Origin of the sequence: Flavobacterium sp. 22659 (genome assembly GCF_052044235.1) — a bacterium.
GTDB lineage: Bacteria > Bacteroidota > Bacteroidia > Flavobacteriales > Flavobacteriaceae > Flavobacterium > Flavobacterium johnsoniae.
Map to the genome: position 1 here is coordinate 217946 of NZ_JBQEMU010000003.1, position 22534 is coordinate 240479.

The 22534-nt window shown below is 34.2% G+C and carries 20 protein-coding genes and 3 tRNA genes; 15 read left to right on the plus strand and 8 right to left on the minus strand.

Annotated elements, in window-relative coordinates; translation table 11 throughout:
* Positions 1–187: 187 nt before the first annotated feature.
* Positions 188–502 carry an HPF/RaiA family ribosome-associated protein gene (locus tag ACTJIW_RS04720; RefSeq protein ID WP_012023420.1) on the minus strand — a complete coding sequence of 105 codons (315 nt, stop codon included), beginning with the start codon at positions 500–502 and terminating at the stop codon, positions 188–190.
* A gap of 341 nt (positions 503–843) precedes the next feature.
* Between ACTJIW_RS04720 and ACTJIW_RS04725 the strand changes: the two genes are divergently transcribed.
* Positions 844–1077, plus strand: coding sequence for a hypothetical protein (locus tag ACTJIW_RS04725; RefSeq protein WP_440714637.1), 234 nt, complete (start codon positions 844–846; stop codon positions 1075–1077).
* An 88-nt stretch (positions 1078–1165) separates the two neighbouring features.
* Here the strand turns inward: ACTJIW_RS04725 and ACTJIW_RS04730 are convergent, their stop codons facing one another.
* On the minus strand, positions 1166–1966 hold the full coding sequence (locus tag ACTJIW_RS04730; RefSeq protein ID WP_440714636.1) for an HNH endonuclease: 801 nt from the start codon (positions 1964–1966) through the stop codon (positions 1166–1168).
* 118 nt (positions 1967–2084) lie between these two features.
* On the minus strand, positions 2085–4547 hold the full coding sequence (locus ACTJIW_RS04735; RefSeq protein WP_440714635.1) for an AsmA family protein: 2463 nt from the start codon (positions 4545–4547) through the stop codon (positions 2085–2087).
* 243 nt (positions 4548–4790) lie between these two features.
* On the opposite strand from ACTJIW_RS04735, the gene trxA reads away from it, so the two are divergent.
* Entirely contained in the window at positions 4791–5108 is a 318-nt protein-coding gene (gene trxA / locus ACTJIW_RS04740; protein WP_012023423.1) for a thioredoxin, read from the plus strand.
* A gap of 189 nt (positions 5109–5297) precedes the next feature.
* On the opposite strand, the gene ACTJIW_RS04745 is transcribed toward trxA, so the two are convergent.
* Together ACTJIW_RS04745 and ACTJIW_RS04750 are read right to left on the minus strand one after the other, a co-directional pair.
* Positions 5298–7388, minus strand: coding sequence for an ATP-binding protein (locus tag ACTJIW_RS04745; RefSeq protein ID WP_440714634.1), 2091 nt, complete (start codon positions 7386–7388; stop codon positions 5298–5300).
* Positions 7389–8093, minus strand: coding sequence for a LytR/AlgR family response regulator transcription factor (locus ACTJIW_RS04750; RefSeq protein WP_274252144.1), 705 nt, complete (start codon positions 8091–8093; stop codon positions 7389–7391).
* 202 nt (positions 8094–8295) lie between these two features.
* On the opposite strand from ACTJIW_RS04750, the gene ACTJIW_RS04755 reads away from it, so the two are divergent.
* The 11 genes from ACTJIW_RS04755 to ACTJIW_RS04805 all read left to right on the plus strand — a co-directional run bounded on the left by ACTJIW_RS04755 (position 8296) and on the right by ACTJIW_RS04805 (position 20380).
* Positions 8296–8859 (plus strand): collagen-like triple helix repeat-containing protein, encoded by a 564-nt coding sequence (locus ACTJIW_RS04755; protein ID WP_440714633.1) that lies wholly within the window; start codon positions 8296–8298, stop codon positions 8857–8859.
* Between the two features lie 65 nt (positions 8860–8924).
* On the plus strand, positions 8925–9509 hold the full coding sequence (locus tag ACTJIW_RS04760; protein WP_440714632.1) for a hypothetical protein: 585 nt from the start codon (positions 8925–8927) through the stop codon (positions 9507–9509).
* A 134-nt stretch (positions 9510–9643) separates the two neighbouring features.
* Entirely contained in the window at positions 9644–12232 is a 2589-nt protein-coding gene (locus ACTJIW_RS04765; protein WP_440714631.1) for a M1 family aminopeptidase, read from the plus strand.
* Complete coding sequence (locus ACTJIW_RS04770; RefSeq protein WP_149205674.1) at positions 12229–13155, plus strand: DUF58 domain-containing protein; 927 nt, start codon at positions 12229–12231, stop codon at positions 13153–13155. Before ACTJIW_RS04765 ends, ACTJIW_RS04770 begins: the two co-directional genes overlap by 4 nt.
* Positions 13156–13241: 86 nt before the next feature.
* A tRNA-Asp gene (locus ACTJIW_RS04775) sits at positions 13242–13315 on the plus strand.
* Positions 13316–13753: 438 nt separating this feature from the next.
* A tRNA-Asp gene (locus tag ACTJIW_RS04780) sits at positions 13754–13827 on the plus strand.
* 291 nt (positions 13828–14118) lie between these two features.
* Entirely contained in the window at positions 14119–14940 is an 822-nt protein-coding gene (locus tag ACTJIW_RS04785; protein WP_440714630.1) for a helix-turn-helix domain-containing protein, read from the plus strand.
* 409 nt (positions 14941–15349) lie between these two features.
* Entirely contained in the window at positions 15350–16705 is a 1356-nt protein-coding gene (locus ACTJIW_RS04790; protein ID WP_440714629.1) for a TolC family protein, read from the plus strand.
* Between the two features lie 148 nt (positions 16706–16853).
* Positions 16854–17903 carry an HlyD family secretion protein gene (locus tag ACTJIW_RS04795; protein ID WP_440714628.1) on the plus strand — a complete coding sequence of 350 codons (1050 nt, stop codon included), beginning with the start codon at positions 16854–16856 and terminating at the stop codon, positions 17901–17903.
* Position 17904: 1 nt separating this feature from the next.
* On the plus strand, positions 17905–19488 hold the full coding sequence (locus ACTJIW_RS04800) for an MFS transporter (RefSeq protein WP_440714627.1): 1584 nt from the start codon (positions 17905–17907) through the stop codon (positions 19486–19488).
* Between the two features lie 226 nt (positions 19489–19714).
* Positions 19715–20380 (plus strand): HAD family hydrolase, encoded by a 666-nt coding sequence (locus ACTJIW_RS04805; protein ID WP_440714626.1) that lies wholly within the window; start codon positions 19715–19717, stop codon positions 20378–20380.
* Positions 20381–20599: 219 nt separating this feature from the next.
* On the opposite strand, the gene ACTJIW_RS04810 is transcribed toward ACTJIW_RS04805, so the two are convergent.
* Complete coding sequence (locus ACTJIW_RS04810; RefSeq protein WP_433814865.1) at positions 20600–20950, minus strand: hypothetical protein; 351 nt, start codon at positions 20948–20950, stop codon at positions 20600–20602.
* 20 nt (positions 20951–20970) lie between these two features.
* Positions 20971–21201 (minus strand): helix-turn-helix domain-containing protein, encoded by a 231-nt coding sequence (locus ACTJIW_RS04815; protein WP_012023437.1) that lies wholly within the window; start codon positions 21199–21201, stop codon positions 20971–20973.
* A gap of 86 nt (positions 21202–21287) precedes the next feature.
* Here ACTJIW_RS04815 and ACTJIW_RS04820 point away from each other — a divergent pair, with 86 nt between their 5' ends.
* A complete protein-coding gene (locus ACTJIW_RS04820; protein ID WP_012023438.1) occupies positions 21288–21521 on the plus strand; it encodes a hypothetical protein in 234 nt (77 codons plus the stop codon).
* A gap of 398 nt (positions 21522–21919) precedes the next feature.
* Entirely contained in the window at positions 21920–22375 is a 456-nt protein-coding gene (locus tag ACTJIW_RS04825) for a hypothetical protein (RefSeq protein WP_440714625.1), read from the plus strand.
* Positions 22376–22423: 48 nt separating this feature from the next.
* Here the strand turns inward: ACTJIW_RS04825 and ACTJIW_RS04830 are convergent.
* Positions 22424–22505, minus strand: a tRNA-Leu gene (locus ACTJIW_RS04830).
* Positions 22506–22534: the final 29 nt, after the last annotated feature.

Below are 22534 nucleotides of genomic sequence, written 5' to 3' on the forward strand. Positions count from 1 at the left end.
GATACAGGCAGAAAAAATCAAAGGTGCAGAGGTGCAAAGATCCAAAGTGACAAAGACGAAAGTAACAAAGTAAAACAATCTCAAAAAAAACTTTGAACTTTTGTCACTTTGCATCTTTGTCACCTCAAAATAGATAAAAAAAAAGACGTTTCATTTGAAACGTCTTTTTTTTTATCTATTTTGAAACTTAATGCGCTTTCAATTTCTCGAAAGTCGTAGTAAGAGATTTTTTAATTTTACTCAAAGCACCGTTAAAAGCTTTTTCAAGAGTTTCTGCGTGTTCTGTTACAGTGATTGGCTGTAGTTTTGCAGTGCGGACTTCAAGAACACATTTTTTATCATTCAGGCTGAATTTCTCGCCATTTTCATCTCCAAAATGCACTTCGATTCGGGTGATTTTATCTTCAAAACGCGCTAAGCCTTTTTCTAATTCTTCGGAGAAATATTTTTCTAATCTTTGGTGTCCTTCGATGTTTTTGTCGGTGTTGATTTGAATTTTCATAACGGTTTGTATTTAATGATTGTTTCTCAAATCTATCTATTTTAAAAGCAAAAGCCAAGCGAGTTAATAAAACATTATGATATTTTTAGGGTTAAATTTTAATTTCTGCGAAAGATAAAACGCACTGTAAACTCTGTGTCAGCAGATAAAGTAAATTGTAAGAAATTCAGATAATCCTCTTAGGATTTTTAATATCTTTGCAGTCCTAAAATTTCAGATTATGAACACAACAAAACTTCTTGCCCGTGTGGTACGCTGGCGGTATTGAAAACAACTGCAACGCTCTGAAATGCGTAGGACAGCTAACCCATGCGGGTTTATATTCCTTAAAATTTCAGATTATGAGTGTAAACACCCTTTCGAAAGAAACCGAAATGCGTTTAGCCGAATTTTTCAATCAGGCGACAGATCCTAAAAGTTTCGCAAAAACAATTCGCAGAATAAATTATCTTCTCGCCATGTCTCTAATGCGAGAATGCGAAACCTTGCAAATTGATCCAAAGTCAGTTGAACAAGGTTATTTTTGGTTGAACGAACTAGCCGAGATTTTAAATCCTTATTTTGAGGTTGAGTAATTGAGGATTATGTAATAAATTTTGCCCGTGTAGTATGCTAGTGTTATTGGAAACAACCACAACGTTCTGAAAGCGTAGGAAGGCTAATCTATGCGGGCTTTATCTCTAAGTCTATTTCTTTATTAAAAATTGTATCTAAATGATATTCTAGAAATTCTTTTCTTGGGCAATATTTTTGAGCTGTAATGATTTTTTGATTTTCAATAGGATTAAAATATTTTAAATAAAATTCAGTATTTTTTTTCTTTTTAATTGTATCAGAAAGTATTATTTCATGATTTACATTGATGCCAATTAATCCTTTATCAAATGCTTTGTCATAAAGTGCAGAAAAACAAATTCCATTTTCAGGATTTAAACGAAACTCTTCATTTGCAGACCAAGGGATTATATGACTCGCGAATAACAGTTCTGGAATATCAATGCCTGTTATTGCACATTTATTATTGTAATTGGATAAAATCATTTGTCGAAAAACGGATTGATTTACTCTCGTTTTTACTGTCCGAAAAACATCTTCGCCTTTTAAGTTTTTTACATCAAAAAGAATATCTTCATATTTATCTTCAATTGAAATATTTTGTTTTTGAGCGAGAATTTGTTCACTCAAGAATATTAATTCTTCTTGGTTATGGAAAAATTCATCCCAAATAGGTTGAACTTGATTCATGCCATTTTTTAAACCACTAATACCTCTATTAATATGAAATGGATCAATGCTGGCAAAATTTCCTAATCTCATTACTATAGATGAAGGAGTTCTATCGATAAGACTAGCTAATTCAATTATTTTTGGATTACGTGAATGTGTTTTTCCAAAAGTGATTTTCAGATATAAATTAAAAGCAAGAATTAATTCGTCTCTTGTCCAAAGTCTTATAGTTGCCATTTGTGTGGTTTTTTCTTCTTCAAATATAACTATAAAGAAATATAGTCGCCAATCTTTGTCAACTGTCTAATATGATTCCTTCGTTCCTCGGAATGACATACTGTGGTGATAATGTTGTTTACTTATCTTTCTTTCCCCACTTAATTTTCATTTTCCCTTCATCATCAACGGCCAATAAATGAAGCACAATACCACGTTCGCGCACGGCGTCGCGTTCGGCTTTGCTGGCTAGTTTGGCGTCGTTTTTAGAATTTCTTAATGGGATTGTCAGGGCGAGATTGGTTCCTCGGCCAAAAGAGTAAATTCCGTCAACATCAATATTTAGAACGCTGGAACTTATGGTTAAATTATTTACGTCTATTTGTTCACCGCGCATATTTAAATGACCAGACAAATCACTGAAAGTAATATTATTGACATCACGAAACGGAAAAGCAAATTTGCCCACTTTTACAATAGGTTCAAAGTTGAGCAATGCACCTTGATTAACTTTAAAATCGAGCTTTCCGTGCATGGAGTTGGTAATTAATTCGCCTTGACTATTTATGAAACCACTTACGTTTGCAGTGCTGGTTAATTTTCCTTTTATGTTATTCGGATTAAAAGAAGTGATTCCGAAGTTGTTGAACGATCTTAAAAAACTAGCAATATCAACTCGGTTTACCTGCGCGTTTGAGCTAAAAGCGTAGTTTTTTCCACTTGGCAAAACTTCGCTGTTAAAAGTAATATTTCCGCCAGAAGTTTGGAGTGAACCGTTTTTTATAACCAATTTAGAATTCAGCATTGAGATTGTTGCTTTGGTATTGGTTGCGGTAAGTTTATTATAATTGATTTTATCTGCTTTAATGTCGATTACCACAACACAATTTTCGATTACGTTTCGCAAATGATTGGAAATCGTAGTTCTTTTATTGTTTTTTATAGCAGCTTTCTTTTTTTGTGAAGAAGCCAAAACCCCCATAAATTGTTTAAGATCGATATTCGGGCAATAAATATTCCAGTTTACGACCATTTTTTCGGGTGCGTCGTAATAGAGGTTTAGGAAATTATCGATTTTTCCGTCTATAAAAATGGTGTTCTTTTTATGTTTGTAGGCAATTTGTCTGATGATTAAGGCTTTTTCGGTAAAATTGAGGTGAATATTGGTTTTTACAGCCTGAATATTTTTTGGGATATAATGAAACGAAGCGTCATCAATATCAATATTTCCTATAAATCTTGGTTTAGTAATGTATAAATCGACAATGTCAAACTGAAATTTCAAATTGGCCTTGGCGTGGCCATTTTCAAAATGAATCCACTTTTCGTTGCTTACCTGGTTGAGTCTTTCGATATCAAAATCAGAACTTACGTTTCCGGTTGCAATTGGTTTTTCGAGATTGCTGATTACAACTTGCGGAATGCTAAGCGGAATGTTTTCGTATTCTCCTGAAAATCGGGTTAAAATTACAGCCGAATTTGGATCATTAAATCCGTCTTTTGGTTTGAAATTATTGGTAAAAATTCCTCTGAAATTACATTTGTCAATTTGCCCGTCGGGAATCGTAAGTTCGTTGTTTTTGGCTACGGCCTGAACCACAATTTTAGGATCGTCATGAACGTTTAAATCGCCTTTTAGATCGCAGTTTACATCGATTGGTTTCTTTAAATCAAACCGATTCAGTTTTGAGCTGATATTTCCGGACAATAAATTAGAAGCGTTACTCCATAAAATACGCGTATTAATATTGATTCCGAAAAGGGAATTGATTTTGCCAATATTGAAATACGCCGCGATATCAAAAGAATCAGAACCAATTTTTAGGTTTTTGGTCGAAACATCGATTTTTCGTTTGTCGGCATGGTACGTAACCGATAGCGTTCCTTTGAGTTCTTTTTCTTTGGCAAAACTTCCGTGAACGGTATTAAAAGCCAGACTTTTAATTTGGGTGTCGATAAACAAATCAGTATTCCAGTTGTCTCCGTCGTAATCTACTTTTGATTTTAAACTGTGAACATCAAAATCAAATAATTTATTTCCCAATTGATTATCTATAATAACGTGAACATCGCTTAGGTCGATTTCGTCAATTGTAGTTTCGGGTTTTGATTTGCTTTCGGGTGTTTTTTTCTTTTTTGGTTTAAAAATATCCGAGTTTGTGTAGCCGTCTTTGGTTTTGTAAATATAAATATCGGCGTCATTAATCAGAATTTTATGAATGTTGACTTCTTTTTGTAATAAACTCCAAACATTTAAACGCGCTTCGATTTCCTGTGCTTTCAGTAAAGTATGATGATGTGTATTCCATTTGTTGTCTTTGAGTTCGACATCTTTTAAAGCCAATGTGAAATTTGGGAAACCAGTTAAAAACTTGTACTGAAAATCGCCAATATGAAACTTTCCGTTTATGTTTTCGTTGATTTTGGTATTGATCTTGGCGATAATTTCGGTTTTGTTTTGATTGAAGTAAATCGATAATCCTCCGCAAGCCAATAAAAGCAGTCCAATAAGGACCAAAATAAAAATACCAAAACGTTTGGCGTATTTTTTAAAATGAACCGATTGGAAATAGTTTTTTATTTTGAGTAAAGTTTCCTTCATTGTTGTGGATTTTCGGGATCATTAAAGATAAGAATAAAAAACGAATATGTTTACCTGTAGGTTATGGCTTGTAAATAAAGCACATGGAAATGTTATAACTATTGACGATGCATTTATAACCAAAACTAATTTGTGAATGGTGTATGATTTGTTTTTAATTTTTAACTTTGTACCTCAGTTCTGAAAGTTTTTAAAAAGTCTCCCCGAGATAAGAGCTGAAGATAACTTTAAAGAAAAATAATTATGGCATTAGCAATAACAGATGCTACTTTTGACGAAGTAGTTTTAAAATCAGATAAACCAGTAATGGTGGATTTTTGGGCAGCATGGTGCGGTCCTTGTAGAATGGTTGGTCCAATCATTGACCAATTAAGCGATGAATATGCAGGAAAAGTTGTGGTTGGTAAAGTTGATGTAGATGCTAACCAGGAATTTGCTGCTAAATATGGTGTGCGTAACATACCAACCGTTTTGGTTTTTCATAACGGTGAAGTAGTAGGAAAACAAGTTGGAGTTGCTCCAAAACAAACCTACGCTGACAGCTTAGACGCTTTGTTGTAATCGTAAGATTATGATTTATATAAAAAAGGCCTGATATATTCAGGCCTTTTTTATTGGAGGATATATTTTAAACACATAGACATAGCTTTTTGTAAACTCAATACAATAAAAGGCATTTCATTTTATTTAAACAAACATAGCTATGTGTTTTAAAAAACAAGTGAAACGCCTTTTATGCACAATGAAAAACTATGTTTCTATGTGTTTAAAAACAATAGTAAAAGTTGTTCCTAAATCTGGTTTTGAAGAGACTTCGATTTTACAATTGATTGCTGTTGCGAGATCACGTATAAGATGTAATCCTAATCCGGTTTTAATTCCGATAACCTCTGAATCGTCGTAAAGAGCCTTGAATTTTTCCTGATTTCCGCCCGTACCGTTATCGGTTATAGAAAGCAATGTTTGGTTGTCTGCCTGCTGGGCTTTCCAGATTATTTTTGGGTTTTCACTTTTTTCGAGTGCTTTTATGGCATTTCCCGTTAAGTTTCTGATGATGGTTTTTAGATAATTTTCATCTGTATGTAAAATGAGATTTTCGGGGTTCTCAAATGAAATTGAGATGTTCTCATTACTCGAAAAATGTTTCTGTGTATCTGAAAATATAGATTCTACAGGAATTTCTTTAAAACGAGGTTTGAAGTTTTCCATCTGTCCCTTGCTCCAAAGCAGAATGTCTTCCATGGAGGATAATAAATTCTCTGCTCCCGAAATAATTTTAGTCTGCATTCTCGCCGCGGTTTCTTCATCTAACAATTCAGGATTTTCTTTTTGGAGATGTAAAAAGTGAATCAGATTTGAAATAGGACTTCTTAAATCATGATTTAAAATACTGAAAAACCTTGCTTTGATTTTATTGGCTTCGTCCAGTTCCTGATTTAAAACCTGTAATTTCTGATTGGTTTTTTTTCTGTTTTGATTTTGCCTGAACAGCAATAATCCAATAATGCCAACCAGTGCAAGTCCTGAAATTAAATAAATACGCTGCTTTTTAGCCTCTGCAATCTGAATGTTTTTGATTGTGTTTTCGCTCGCAAGATTCTTGATTTTCTGTTGTTTCGTTTTATTTTGATAACGGGCTTCGGCATTCGCAATATTTTGTTTCGCCGATTCGTTCATTATTTCGTCGTTGTATTTGCTGTAAATTTCGTTATATCGAAATGCCTCTTTCCAAAGACCAAGAGCAGCATAACTTTCAGATAGCTGTTTGTTAATGTTTACAAATGATTCTTTATCGTAATTGAGTGCGTTTACAGATGCTTTTTTAAGTGTTTCAATAGCATTTTTATACTCTCCTTTTTCATATAAAACCTTTCCCATTATAGCGTTGGCTTCCATTAAAATCTCTTCATCTGTTGATTTTTCTCCAAATGAAACCGCTTTTTTAGCATAATCATAAGCTGTTTTTATCTGACCTTGACCTGCATAAAATTTAGACATACTTTGATTGGCAAAACTCAAATTAAGAAACAAAGAATCTTTGGCAGTGGGGTAGGAATAGACTAAGGCGTAATACTTTTTTATGCTGTCTGGTTTTTTCTGCGCTGCAAAACACTGCATATAATAGTTACATGAAAATGCGCTTACATAAGGAGATGTTTTTATATAAGGTCTTGCTTCATTTAAGTATTCAATTGCTTTATCAAATTGTTTCATTTTGATGTAAGCACTCGCAATCTGACAATAAGAAACACCAATATTTTCGGTATTTGCGACGCTTCTTTCAAGTTGTTTTTTATAATTGATCGCTTTTAATTGATAATTGATAAAATTTTCATATTGAGCATAATCAAGGTAATATTCACCTAAACTTCCGTTAAGAACAGCCTGAGTATAAATATTTTTTGTAGTATCAAGAACTTGTTTTATATAAACAATTAAGTCTTTTCTTTTTAAAGTATCATTCAGCGAATAATAAATATAATTAAGCCTCATTAAAGCCGAAGTTTCATTTTGAAGATGATGTGCCTTACGGGCATATTTTAAAGATTCTTCATAATTAATCAATGCTTTTTGATATTGATTATTGCTGAATTCATAAGCAGTTCCTATATAAAGATAAAACCTGCTTGTGTAAACGGGATGATTTTTAGATAATATTATTCCTTTTTGAGAGGCAGCGATGAGTTTTGGATAATCTTCTAAATCTAAAAATTCTTCAGTGTATTTGAGCCAGGCTTTTAGTTTTTCGTTTCTGGTTTTAAGTCTTGCTAAATTTGGTTCCTGCTGTGCAAAAACAGAAATACTGATAAAAAACAAAAACACAAATCCGGCTTTTTTCATCTAAATCAGGTTTAGGTTTTCTTTATAGCTTCTGCCAACCGGAATTGTAATATTATTGTTTAAAATGATTTCTGTCGAATTCATTTTTTGAATAAACTGCTTTTGAACGGCATAACTTCTATGAATTCGTATAAAAGATTGAAAATGATCTTCTTTTAAAAGATTGCCAATGCTTGATAAAACACAATGTCTTTTTTTATCGGTAATAATCAAAGTATAATCCTTTAAAGCTTCGAGGTATAAGATCTCGTGAAGCTTAACTTTGGTCTGATCGTGGCCTTCTTTTATATAAATAGTATCACCGCCAATGCTGGCTTCAAAAAGAGAAGCTTTCAGCCGAACTTCCATAAACTCTTCAATTCGGTTTACAGTTTGGGCAAAACGGTCCAGTTTTAATGGTTTTACAATAAAATCAAGCGTTTCTATCTGAAAACTTTCAACCGCATGTTCAGGATGCGCGGTAATAAAAATACAAACCGGAATTTCCATTGCTTGTTTTCTGAATTCAATACCGTTTAATTCTGGCATATCAATATCCAGAAACAAAATATCAACTTTTTGTTTTTCTATAAAAGGAAGTGCTTCTTCGGCAGAATCAAAAACACCTAAAATATCCAGAATCGGGAATTTTTTAGCAAAAGACAATACAGTCAGCCTGTCGATTTCGTCGTCATCAATAATAATACAAGTGTATTTTTTCATCATCCAAACTTAAATTATGTCGTCTGTCTATTTAAAGTGTTGTTTGTCTATTGGCTGTTTTTACCGCGGTTTTATTGACGCAAATTTGTCTTGTAATTAATTCACGAGCTGAATATAACTATCCCTGACAGCCTTTTGATTTTTACAAAAATAATGTTATTGAATTAAATATGAATCATTTGACAATTTAAAAACCAAAATTATTATGAAATTTTCAAAAACCATTCTTACAATTTTATTTGTTGCAATTTCTACAATTTCATGCAGCAGCGATGACGGAACAGACGGAGTTAATGGAGTAGATGGTGCCGTTGGACCAGCAGGTCCAGCAGGTCCAACTGGAGCAACGGGATCAGCAAATGTTATTTACAGTGCATGGATAACAGCTCCTGCGGCAGCGGCAGAAACAATTGATGGAACTTCAGGATTGTCTACAACTATTAATGCTCCGGAACTATCAGCAGACATCGTATCTAAAGGAACGGTATTGGTCTATATGTCTTTTGGAGGAGGTGTTTACACACTGCCTTATACATCAACAGCAGGAGGATATATTAACACAATTACTGCCATTGCAAGCGTACAAAAAATTAAACTTTTTAGATTTAAACATGCCGCAGACGGCACTACGGTAAATCTTCCAACAACACTTAGCTGGCGCTATATTTTAATTCCCGGCGGAGTTGCCGCAACATCAAAAGCGGCAAAATTAGATTATTCTAAAATGAGCTACGAAGAAGTTTGCGCACGTTTAAACATTCAGCCATAATTTCTAAAAAGCAAATAATAACCCATTTATCCAACTAATAAGAAATAATCAAAAAATAAATTATTATGAAAACTTTAAAAATACTTTTTACCATATTATCTGCGGCGATTTTTACTGTTTCGTGCAGCAGTGACGACGATAAAGAAAATACACCAAAATTTGAGACAGAAAATCCACTAGCGGTTTATTATACTCAAACAGGATTTACAACCGTAACCAATTTTGTGAATTCTGGAGATTATGAATTTGGGCTGGTTTTTACACCAACTGTAAAAGGGAATATAAAGGCAGTCACTTTAAAATTGCCTGCAGTGAATTCGGCAGTGCGTGTAACGATCTGGGACTATACAACAAAAGCAGTGCTTCGTTCTGAGACTATAAATGCTGCATCTGCAGATGTTGAGGTGAAAAAAGAAATAAGCGTTTTAGCTCTTGAAAAAGACAAAAAATATTTGATAAGCATGAATTCTAATGACTGGTACAAAAAGAATAAAGCAGATCTTAGTAATGTTACTTATCCAATTGTTGCTGGACACATTACATTTAACGAATACAGATGGATAAGCGGAACTTCACAAACTTTCCCAACCAATGTTTCAGCTAATTACAATGCAGGAGATTTAAGTTTTGATTTTCAACAAACTGAATAATTTTATTTTTGGATAGCTTTGAATTAGTAAGTTTGGAAAAAGGTTTGGCAGTCGTCAAGCCTTTTTTTATTGTGTATGACTTTTTTTAAACGCTTGATTTTTGCTATTTTTAACCCATCTTATATCCCTTAAAAATGAAAATTCTATACACCTTTCTTTGTTTTGTTATGTTGATTCCGAGTTGTTTTTCGCAGTCTAAAGAAAAAGAAAGTGTGATTTTAGAGGAAGGCGTTTCAGAACAATTAGCACATTTTCGTAAAAAACAGGTTTCTGATGTTCGATATGATATGTATTTCGAGATTCCCTATAAAAAAGCGGAAGATATTAATACCAGACTAAATCTCAATTTAACGATATCAGATTTAAGTCAGCCGTTATATTTAGATTTTAAGGAGAAAACCTCAAATATAAAATCTATTAAAGTAAACTCAAAAGCGGTAGTAATTGTTCATGAAAAAGGGCATATTATTATTTCTCCGGAAGCATTAATTTTAGGAAAAAACAATGTTGAGATTTCTTTTATTGCAGGGAATTTATCCTTGAATAGAAATAATGATTTTCTTTATACTTTATTAGTTCCGGACCGGGCAAGCACCTTATTTCCATGTTTAGATCAGCCGGATATTAAGGCGGTTTATACTATGGCTTTACAAGTGCCGAAAGACTGGAAGGTTTTAGCTGCGGCTCCAATTACAGGAGTGCATGAAATGGTAATTGATGGTGTTGATTTTATGGTTTGGGGATTTGGTCAATCAGATAAAATGAGTACCTATTTATTTTCTTTTGTGGCAGGAGAGTTCAAAAGTGTGAAAAAGGAAACAGGTAAGTTGGAAATGACTATGTTATATCGTGAAAATAATCCTGAAAAAATACAAGTAAGCACTGATACGATTTTCAATTTACATAAGCAGTCTTTAGATTTTTTGGAAGAATATACCAATTATAAATTCCCGTTTCAGAAGTTAGATTTTGCATCAATTCCCGTTTTTCAATATGGCGGAATGGAACATGTTGGTGCAATTCAGTACAGAGAATCGACTTTATTTCTAGATAACAGCGCAACCGACAGCGAAAAACTAAACCGCGCAAAACTCATAGCACATGAAACATCACACATGTGGTTTGGTGATTTGGTAACGATGAAATGGTTTGACGATGTCTGGATGAAAGAAGTTTTTGCCAACTTCATGGCCGATAAAATCATGAACCCAATTTTTCCAAAAGTCAATCATAATCTGCAGTTTTTTACCGCGCATTATCCTAGCGCTTACGCAGAAGATCGATCTTTGGGAACGCATCCAATTAAACAACATTTGGCGAATTTAAAAGATGCTGGGTCGCTTTACGGCGCTATTATTTACAACAAAGCACCAATTATGATGCGTCAGCTTGAAGCTTCTATGGGAAAAGATGCTTTTCAAAAGGGAATTCAAAAATACATTCAGAAATACGCCAACGACAATGCGGATTGGAATAATCTCGTAGAAATTCTAGATGACGAAACACCGCTTGATATGAAAAAATGGAGCGAGGTTTGGGTAAACAAATCAGGACGAGCCATTTTTACAGATAAGATTGAATACGATTCTAAAAAACGAATCAAGAAATTTGAAATTCAACAGCAGGCAGAAGATAAATCCAATAACGTTTGGCCGCAGGTTTTTCAGATAGGTTTAGTTTATGCTAATGATATAAAGGTTTTAACGGTTAATATTAACGACAAAAGCCTGGCTTTAAAAGAAGCAATTGGACTTGAAAAACCATTGGCAATAGTTTATAATTATAATGGTTTTGGATATGGTGTTTTTCCGCTTGACGGGAATAATTTAAATTATATTTCGAATTTAAAAGATGAGGTTGCTCGAGCATCAAGTTACAGCAATCTTTATGAAAACACATTAATTGGAAATGTGCCGGCAGATAAAGCTTATGATAGTTTTTTAAAGGGAGTTCAAGAAGAAGAAAACGAATTGGTTTTAAGAATTGCTTCTAATAGTCTGAACACAATTTATTGGAGATTTTTCACCATAAAGCAGCAAAATAAAGTTCAGAAACAGCTTGAAGATATTTTATATCAGCGTTTACAAGGCAATTTATCGGCAAATATTAAAAAGACTTTATTTGGGTTGTTTAGTTCGATTGCATATTCAGATTCGGCGAAAGCCAAATTATATCAAATATGGAATAAAGAAATTGTAATTCCGGGTTTAAAATTAAATGAAGACGATTACACTAATATGGCGATGAATCTGGCGATTTTTAAACATCCAAAAGCCGATGAAATTTTGGAGAAAACCAGAACAACAATTACAAATCCGGATAAACAAAAACGTTTTGAGTTTTTATTACCTTCATTATCAAAAGACGAATCGGTTCGAAATGCCTTTATGGAATCTTTAAAAGACGATAAAAATCGAGAGAAAGAATCTTGGGTTGATGTTGGTTTAGTCAATATCCATCATCCGCTTCGTCAGGAAAGTGCGCAGAAATATATTAGATTTTCATTAGATTTGGTTGATGAAATTCAGCGAACGGGAGATATTTTCTTTCCGAAAGACTGGCTGGATAATACGGTTGGAAGATATTCATCAAAATTTGCTTTTGATGAAGTACAGCGATTTTTAAAAGAAAACCCTAATTTTAGTCCAATCTTGAAACGCAAATTGTTTCAGGCAACAGATTTGCTTTATAAAGCACAAAATATTAAAAAAGAAACCGAATGAAAATTGAATCGGAAATAGAAAAAGTCTCCAGTTTTCAGCACTTAGAAATGCTGGCGAATCAGGTTGTGGAAGGTTTTATATCGGGAATGCATAAGAGTCCGTTTCATGGATTTTCGGCTGAATTTGCCGAGCATAAAGTGTATAACGCAGGCGAAAGCACCAAACATATAGATTGGAAATTGTTTGCCAAAACAGATCGTTTGTACACGAAACGTTTTGAGGAAGAAACCAATTTACGCTGTCATTTAATTGTCGATAATTCTTCTTCGATGCATTATCCTGAACTCAAATCAAATCAGCCTTTTTACGAAAAAAAGATTGGTTTTGCAGTTTTGGCTTCGGCGGTTTTAATGAATATTCTAAAGAAACAGCGTGATGCTGTAGGTTTAAGCGTTTTCTCGGATAAATATGAATATTACGCTCCAGAAAAAGGAAGCGATCGTCATCACAGAATGTTATTGAACAAGCTGGAAGAATTATTGGTGCAGCCAAAAGTCAAAAAAACGACTGATACCATTACATATCTGCATCAAATAGCAGAGAAAATGCACCGCCGTTCGATGATTATTTTGTTTACCGATATGTTTCAGACAGAAGATGATGAAAAGCTTTTTAGCGCTTTACAACATCTTAAACACAATAAACACAAAGTAGTTTTATTTCACGTAGTAGATAATGAAACCGAATTGAAATTTGATTTTGATAACACACCAAGAAAGTTTATTGACTTAGAATCAGGAGAAGAGGTTTCGATTTTTGCTGATAATGTTAAATCAGAATATGAAAAAAGGGCTGCGGCGTACTTTAAAAACCTGGCTTTAACTTGTGCAAAGAACCAAATTAAGTACGTTCCGGTAAATGTTGGCGATAATTTTGAAAAAATATTGACTACATATTTGGTTGAAAAACAAAACTTTGGATAAATATTTGAAAATTTATTTCATTTTTTTTACAAAAATGCTTGCAGAAACGAAATTCTGTTATATCTTTGCAACCGCAATAACGCAGAGGTTTGGTAGTTCAGTTGGTTAGAATACATGCCTGTCACGCATGGGGTCGCGGGTTCGAGTCCCGTCCAGACCGCAATATTGGGAGAAGCCTTTCTTAACAGAAAGGCTTTTTTGCCCAAAAACGGTATCTAAGATTAGTTGTGTTGTTTTGCTGCGACTTTGTAACTCGCAGCTGGTTTAGTAGTTAGACCAATGAAAAGCTTTCCACTTTTGTGGATGGCTTTTTTGATTTAAGACACTTTTGGTTTTTTGTTTTTTACCTTAAAGAGTACTACCCCCATAGCTATTGGGAACGCAGAGTCCGCAAAGTTTTTTTAAGCTTTGCGGACTTTGCGTTTTTAACTTTATATACCTTTCGGTTAAGAAAAAGAAAGAAACTTCTTCTTTTTTGATTTTATTGTCAATTTTTAAAATATTGGAATTTAGCCGATTAAAAATTTCTCAAATTTTATTCGTAAAAACGCTTGCAGAAACGAAAATCTGTTGTATTTTTGCACTCGCAATAACGCAGGGTTTGGTAGTTCAGTTGGTTAGAATACATGCCTGTCACGCATGGGGTCGCGGGTTCGAGTCCCGTCCAGACCGCCTAAGTTGTTAAAAGCCTTTCTTAACGGAAAGGCTTTTTTGTTTTTTATATTTAACCGCAATCCCGATAGCTATCAGGAGCTGGGATTTGCGTAAAAAACGCAAATTTATTTTAGCCACAGATTGTACAGATTAACACAGATTTTAAAAAAACCTTCTAATCCTTTTAATCTGTGGCTAAAAATTTTAAGTATAAAAGCTTTGCTCCCGATAGCTATCGGGATTGCGCTTTTACTTTGTGTGCTTTGCGGTTAAATTTCTTTCTTATCTTTATAATAAGAAATCGCATTAATGGAACATTCCGGTCAAAAACTCGATAAATATTACATCAAGAAAGTAGATGCCGATAAAAAAAGCATTTACTGCCACCACGATTTGATGGGTGAATTATTTATTCCGCCACACAAGCATGTTAAAGCACAATTGCTTTATGCAGAAGGGGATGTTGTTTTTGTAACTACAGAAACCAAAACGTACTTTTTGCCAGCAAGGCATTTTATCTGGATTCCGAGTGGAGTGGAGCATAGCATCGAGCCGAAATCGGAAAGTGTGACAATGCGAAATCTGTATTTTCCTGTTGAAAAAGACGAAGATGACTTTTATAAAGCAGAAGGAATTTATCCGGTTAATAACTTATTGCTGCAAATGATGCTTTTTACCAATCGATGGAACGGTGATCTTAAAAAAGGAACTCCGAATTTTGCCATTGCTAAAGCGATAAAAGCGATTCTTCCGCAGATATGCACCAATAATCTTCCTTTAGAATTACCACAGCCAAAAGACAAACGACTTAGTAAAATCCTTCGTTATATTGAAAATAACCTGGGAGAAACGATTCTTTTTGCCGATGTTGCCCATGAATTCGGTTTCAGTGAACGCTCTTTGTATCGCTTGTTTCAAAAAGATCTTGGCATGTCGTTTATTCAATATTATACTATTAGAAGAATTCTAAAAGCGATCGAACTTTTATTAGAAAGAAAGCTTTCGGTAAAAGAGGTAGCCGAAGAAGTTGGTTACAATAGTGTTCCGACTTTCAGCAACACTTTCTTCAAAATTTTAGGGCAAAGACCTTCCGATTACTTAAACGGAGAAGAGATTTTAGAAAGTAAATAGTTTCTATTTCACGCAGATTCAACAGATATTTTTAAACACATAGAAACATAGTTTTTATTGTGTTGAAAGGCGTTTCACTTAGCATTAATGCACATAGCTATGTGTGAATGATGTATCATTTATTTTTAATTTTTATTGATTAGTTAAAGCCTATGTTTCTATGTGTTAAATAATTATTTCGGGGAAAAAAGTATAATCTGCGCGCATCTGCTAAAATCTATTAAAATCTGCGTGAAAATTTCACAATCAAAATATATTTTGTAATAAATTGTTTTTCAGTGTTTTAATATAACGTTTTCGAAAAATACGATTTTAACATTTGTCTGAAATGAATATGTTCTTGGCTTTTTAGAATTATCAGTCACCAGAAAAATGAAGGAACTTTGCAGCATCAAATATTTAATTATTCATGTTCCTTAAAACAACAAATTCTACAGACGATTGTTTTCCCAGAATCCTGCTGTTATTCTTAATTGTATTAGCATTCAATGGCTTACAAGCGCAGGAAGTTCATACTGTTTCATTGCATGATGCTTTGAAGCTGGCTAAAGAAAACAACAAAAAAATCCTTAGATCTCAATTGGAGGTCACGCTCTCAGAGCAAAACATTAAAGAAAGAAAAGAACTCCGACTGCCAGACGTACAGCTAAACGGCATGTATTCTCGAATTACGAATATTACCGAATTTAAAGGAAGCGGGTTTTTAAAAGACAAAGAAGTTACACCGGCAATTCCTGAAATCTATGAGGTCAACTCGACTTTTAAAATGCCAATTTACGCCGGAAATAAGATCAATAATGCCATCAAAATTGCCAATCAGGAAAATGAAATTGCTAAAATAAAAACCGAAAAGGCTGAAAATGATATCGAGCTTGAAGTGGTGGCAAACTACTTGGCAATTTATAAAATGATGGAACTTCAGAAAATATTCGAAGAAAACATCAAAGAAGAAAAAAGCCGATTGAAAGAAGTACAATCGCTTCAAAAACATGGAACGGTTACGAAAAACGAAGTTATTCGTGCCGAATTACAGCTTTCAGATCGCGAATTGAATGCGTTAACTAACTCCAAAAACATTAAAATCGCACTTCACGATCTGAAAACGCTGATCCAGATTCCACAAAACGAAGAAATTGCGATTGATACAACGTCTAGTTTGGATGAAATGAATGGTTTGGATCCGTATGACTTTTATATGAATAAAGCTTTGCAAAACGAAGAAATGCGTATTGCTAGTCAGGAGCTGAATATCAGTAAAACCGAACTCAAAATGGTAAAAGGAAACTATTTGCCAAGTGTCCATTTCTTTGGGAATTACGGTTTTTATTATCCGAACTATAAATTCTTTCCACCTAATCCGTATCTGTATACTTTAGGGCAAGTTGGTATTGAAGCCACTTTTGATCTTTCGTCTTTATATAAAAATAAAACCAAAATGGAGCAGGCGAGCACCAAAATTAAATGGCAGGAAATGCAGAATGAAATTGTAAAAGAGGAAATTCAGGACAAGTTGTATAAAGAGCATACGCAATACCAAGAAATTCTTGAAAAGTTTGTTGTTGTTGACAAGGCATTGGATTTGGCCGACGAAAATTACCGCATTGTAAAGTTAAAATACTTGAATCAACTGGTTTTAATTACCGAAATGGTTGACGCTGATAATGCTTTGCTTCAGGCGAAATACAACAAAATTTCTACGCGATTGGATGCGGTTTTAAAACATTACGAACTGCTTCATACGGCTGGAATGCTTCCGCAGAGCTAGATGGTGAGGGATTAGGCTAAAGCCTTAGAAGCAAGAGACAAGAAAAAAGAAGTAAAAGATTAAAAAATATAGATTCAGTTCCGAAGGAACGATTCATATTGTAGCGCCGGATTTTAATTCGGGGAAAATAATTAAAGATATAGAGTTTATGGTTAAGATAAAAAATGAAACTAGAAGAAATAAAACGTTTCATATACTAATAACAATTATTGCGTGTGTGCTTGTTATAAGCGGTGTTATTTTAGGAATTTGGTTTTATGTGTTCAATAGAAATCACGAAGAAACCAATGACGCGCAAGTCGAACAATATGTAACGCCAATTATGTCGCGTATTACGGGTTATGTGCAGGAAGTTCGTTTTAACGAAAACCAGTTTGTGCATAAAGGAGATACTTTGGTTGTAATTGACAATCGTGAATATAAATCAAAATTGAATGTGGCTCTTGCTGATGTTCAAAACGCACAGCAAAACAGCGTTGTAGCGCAGAAAAATGCTATAAATACGGCAAGTGCAACAGCGATTAACGAAGCGCAGTTAGAAGCGGCAAAATCGAATCTTTGGAAAACCAAATTGGAATACGAAAGATACAAAGCTTTGGTAAGCGAAGAAGCAGCAACTTCTCAGCAATTAGAGAAAGTAAAAGCTGATTACGAATCGGCGCAGGCGCATTTTCAGGAAATGAAAAATAGAATTTATTCATCTGCTTTGAGTACTTCTGTTGCCGAAGCAAATGTTCCGACAACGCAAACCAATATTGCTTCAAAACAAGCTGTTGCAGATAATGCTGCTTTATTTCTTTCGTACACCATAATTACAGCGCCTTATGACGGTTGGGTTGGAAAACGAACTTTACAGCCTGGACAATTGGTAAAAGAAGGTCAGTCTTTATTGTCAATTGTGAGTAAAGAAAAATGGATTACGGCCAATTTTAAAGAAACGCAATTGCAATATTTAACCGTTGGACAAGATGTTGAAATTAAAGCCGATGCTTTAAGCGATAAAACTTTTGTTGGTACAATTGCATCTTTATCGCCTGCGAGTGGGGCAAGATTTTCATTGCTTCCTCCAGATAATGCAACGGGTAACTTCGTAAAAATCGAACAAAGAATTCCGGTTAGAATTCAGTTGAAAGACAGCGACAAACAAGCCGACTTTTTAAGAGCGGGAATGAATATTACTGTGATCGCAGCACACTAAAATGGAAGATAAAAGTATTTTTAAATCATGGGTTCCAAAATGGGCAATCATTACAATTTTGTTTGTTTGCCTTTTGCATTCCATGATTTTATTGGGGGTTTATACGTCAAACGTAACGTATGCGGCAAGTTTTCTGGACATCGAGCCCGAAGATTTGCAGTACGCGATGTGCGTTACGTATGGAACTCTGCTGGCTACAATTCTTATAGAAAGCCGATTTTCGAGTTTTTTCCCTGCCAAAAATTACCTCATGGGCGTTTATTCCTTAATTGGAGTTACGATTGTGACGTCGGGTTATGTCGATAATTTTGCGGTTTTTCTATTGCTGAGAGTTGCCGAAGGAATCTTAATGGCGCTTCCTGCCATTACTATCAGACAATTGCTTATTGAGCAGTTTGATTCTAAAAATGCCATTATAATTGGTTTTTCCTTTTATTATGGTTCTCTACTGTTGTCAACGCCTTTTATTATGAATATTGCGGTTTGGTTTCTGGATCATTACGACTGGAAATACATGCTGTATGTTTCGGGCGGACTGCAGGTTTTAAATGTCTTTTTAATCTTGGTTACTTTTCGTGGGCACCGAACAACAAAGAAAATCCCGTTGTATCAAATCGACTGGATGAGCTATTTTTTGGTTTTAACAGCGATTCTTTGCGGTGCCTACTTTTTTGTGTATGCCGAGAAAAAATATTGGTTCGAATCTTCTCAAATGGTTTTAATGCTTATTACGGCACTTATTACAGGAGGTTTGTTTATCTTCAAAGAGCTTTTGGTTAAAAGGCCGACTTTTAATTTTGAAGTTTTTAAATATGCCAATCTGAGAATTGGGTTTTTATTGTTTTTCTTGTTTTATATCAGCAGAGCAACGCTGAGTCTTTGCCATTCGGCGATGTATTCGATTTGGAATTGGGATCCGTCTCGAGTTGCGGGTGTGCAATACATTAACGGACTCGGAAATATTATCGGATTGATCTTGGCGGCTTTTTTCTTGATGAAATCGCTTTCGACCAAAATCATTTTTCTGATTGGTTTTTCGCTGATTGCCTTGTATCATTTTTGGTTTACGTTTCTATTTGTGCCCGATGTGGCTTTATCAGATATTATTGTTCCGTACTTTTTGCAGGGCATCGGAGTTGGATTGTTATTTGTTCCGTTGATTTTATTTACTACTTCTTCGGTTCCTGCAAATATGGCGGTTTCTTCTGGAATTGTGGGCGTTTCGGGACGTTTCTGGGGAAGCACGATTGGTTTTTGCGTCATGCAGAATGCAACCGTATTTTTAAACAAAAAACACTTTTTAAAACTTAGTCAGTTTGTAACTGGCGAAAATCCCGAAGCACAGCAAAACATTGCAAACGCGACACAGAGTTTTATTGCCAAAGGATATTCCGCAGATAATGCGAATGTTTTAGCTATGAAAAAGATTTTTGGAAGTATTACCAAACAGTCGACTTTATTGGCCGATATGGAGATTTACACCATTGTGGGTTACGGTTTATTGGTTTTGATAATTCTTATTGCCTGCAATCAGCATTTGAGACAGACTATGACTTTGGTGAAAAGCAAGATTTGGATTGGGTAGAGATTTTGTTTCAGGTTTAATGTTTCAGGTTCTAAGTTCTGCTCTCATTTTATGTCATTTCGACGAAGGAGAAATCTCCGTAAGTAACTCCGCAACGAAAGTCCAATCTTTGTCGAGCTTCTTGTGGAGATTTCTCCTTCGTCGAAATGACAAACAGTGCGTTTAATTGTTGTGGTAAACAACACTTATCAGTATCTTGCAACCGTTAAAAACAACAAACAAAATTATGAGCCAGCAATGTGTAATTTTTGATATGGATGGTGTGATTTCGCATACAAATCCGCATCATGTAATCGCTTTTGAAAAGTTTTTCGATAAATATAATATTCCGTACACGAAAGAAGAATTTGAAGAACATATGTACGGAAAACACAATAGTTATATCATGACGCATTTCTTCAAACGCCCAATTGCGGGAGAAGAACTGATAAAATTAGAAGACGAAAAAGAAGGAATGTTTCGTGAGATCTACAAAGACAAAGTCGATACGATTCCGCATTATATGGACTTTTTAAGCGAATTAAAATCTCGTGGTTTTAAAACGGCAGTTGCAACATCAGCGCCTCGTGCAAACTTGGATTTAATTGCCAATTTCCTGAAACTAGGCGAAAAAATGGATTCGATGATGTCGTCAGAAGACGTTACGTTTCATAAACCAAATCCTGAAGTATATCTAAAATCGGCAGAACGTGTTGGTGTTTCTCCGTCTGATTGTGTGGTTTTCGAAGATTCTTTTTCGGGTATTACAGCAGGATTAAATGCGGGAATGAAAGTCGTAGGCGTTTTGAGCACGCATACAAAAGAACAGCTTCCGCCATGTGATTTTTATATTAATGATTATAGTGAAGTGAATGTCGATAAGATAATTGAGTTATTAAATCCCAAAAATTAAATTTCAAACTTTTCGACTTCGTGTGCGAGATTAATTTTTAAAGTACATAATTTTTATACTTATGAATCTCTCGCAAAGTCGCAGTCCCGAGGCTTCGGGAGCAAAGTTTTTTTAGCCACAGATTATTGAGATTATAAGATTCTATGAATTGCCTCCTGCTTTAGCTGGAGGTTTTTTTATGTTTGGAATGAAAAGAAAAGGGTTTAGCTGAATTGTTAATTATTTACAGTCAAATTGAAGCTTTAAAATAGAGTCTTTTTTAAAAATACTAAGAATAGCTTCATTTTCATTTTTTCTAATTGTGTCTCCAATTTCAATTTCTTTGTAATATTCGCAAAGCCATCTGTTTTCTTCATCATAAATAGTGTCAGTGTTAGAATTTAAAGTTTTGCCTTTTATATAGAAATTATGTCTTGATGAAGAAACAGGCATTTCTTTTACTATTATATTAAAACTCCCTTTTTGATAAATAGCTGTCAATTTTTTACAATCTACTTTTTCGCAAGAAATAAAGCTGATGAGTAAAAGTGAGATGATTTTTTTATTTCTGGAAAAAACGAGTTTGATCATTTTATAAATAGAGGTTATTTCTATTTCAAAGTAAAATCAAGCAATTCTTTAGGTTCAATATCTAAAGCATTAGCAATTTTTACAAGGGTTTTTATGCCAGTATTTACTTTAGCAACTTCTAATCTTGCTATTTGAGATTTGTTAATATTACAGTCGTCAGCTAAACCTTGTTGAGATAAGCCTTTCTTTTCACGTAATTGTCTAACGTGAACACCAAGATTAACGAGAAAAGTTTCTTCTGAAATATTCATATTTCAAAAGTGAAAAGATTTATTTTGTTCATGTAGGCCAATTAGCATACAAATTATTATATTTGTCTCAAATAAAAAATAAGATAATGGCTACAGGTGGTTTTTCTAAAGAGGTAGAAAACAGATTAAAAGATTTTTTCACTGAAATTCTAGATCCAAAAGATATGGCGAAAATGATACGGCAGGTAAATTATGCGCTTACGTTATGTTCTATGCGCGGATGCGAAACCTTAGAATCGGAATTACCTAATATCGATGATAATTTTTATTGGATGAATAAACTGGCGGAGGTTTTCGATCCTTATTTTGATGTTGAGTAAATAAAAGAGATTATTTTCATTTCGACGAAAGGAGAAACCAAAACAGCAAACCGACAAAAAAATTCAGATTGATCTCCATAATTTTTTTCATGTGTACAACCCGTTGGTTATGCTGAAATCTCCTTTCGTCAAGATGATTGATAAATATAAAATTTCACAAAGTTTGTCATTTCGACGTAAGGAGAAATCTTCGCAAGTAACTCCGTAACGAAAAACCAATCTTTGTAGAGCTTCTTGTGAAGATTTCTCGTTCCTCGAAATGACAATATTATGGTTACGTTCTTGAAATAATATGTATGAGTAATTGATAAATAAATTTCTCATTTTACGATTTTCCGTAAAACAGTCAGTTTAAGCCAAATTAAATTTGATCATTATTAATTTAAATGGAAAAAGAAATGAAAAAATTATTATTGGCAGTTGTTTTGATTTTTGGTTTTAATCTTAATGCGCAAATAATGAAACGTTCCGAGGAAAGCAAGCCAGATGAGGTGATTTCTGTAAATATGGGAACAACAAAAATGAATAGGTTTGGTGAAATCTATGTTTTAGATATGCCAGATGGAACTTCTAAAAACGATGTAAGATGGCATTTTATGTTTAAAAAGGCAGAAATTATAGAGATTTACAATGAAGTGTCTAAGACGATGAATAGTGCTGAATATAAAAAAGGAGAGAGTTTTATTTATAAGAATTGGAAGGGGGATTTAGTGGGCATTCTTTATGATAAAATGATGGGAACTAAAAGTATTCAGTTTGTGACAATGCAAAACGAAACAGTAGCGCATATTGGTGGACCGCTTACTTTGAAAAATTTGCAAAAATTATTTGGAATAAATGATGTGCAAAAATAGGCGTAAAAACAAAAAAGCTTCTGAAATATCTTCAGAAGCTTCTTTTTGTGCGGATAATAGGACTCGAACCTACACGCCTTGCGGCACCAGATCCTAAGTCTGGCACGTCTACCAATTTCGCCATATCCGCGGTAATTGTGGGTGCAAAGATAGGCATAC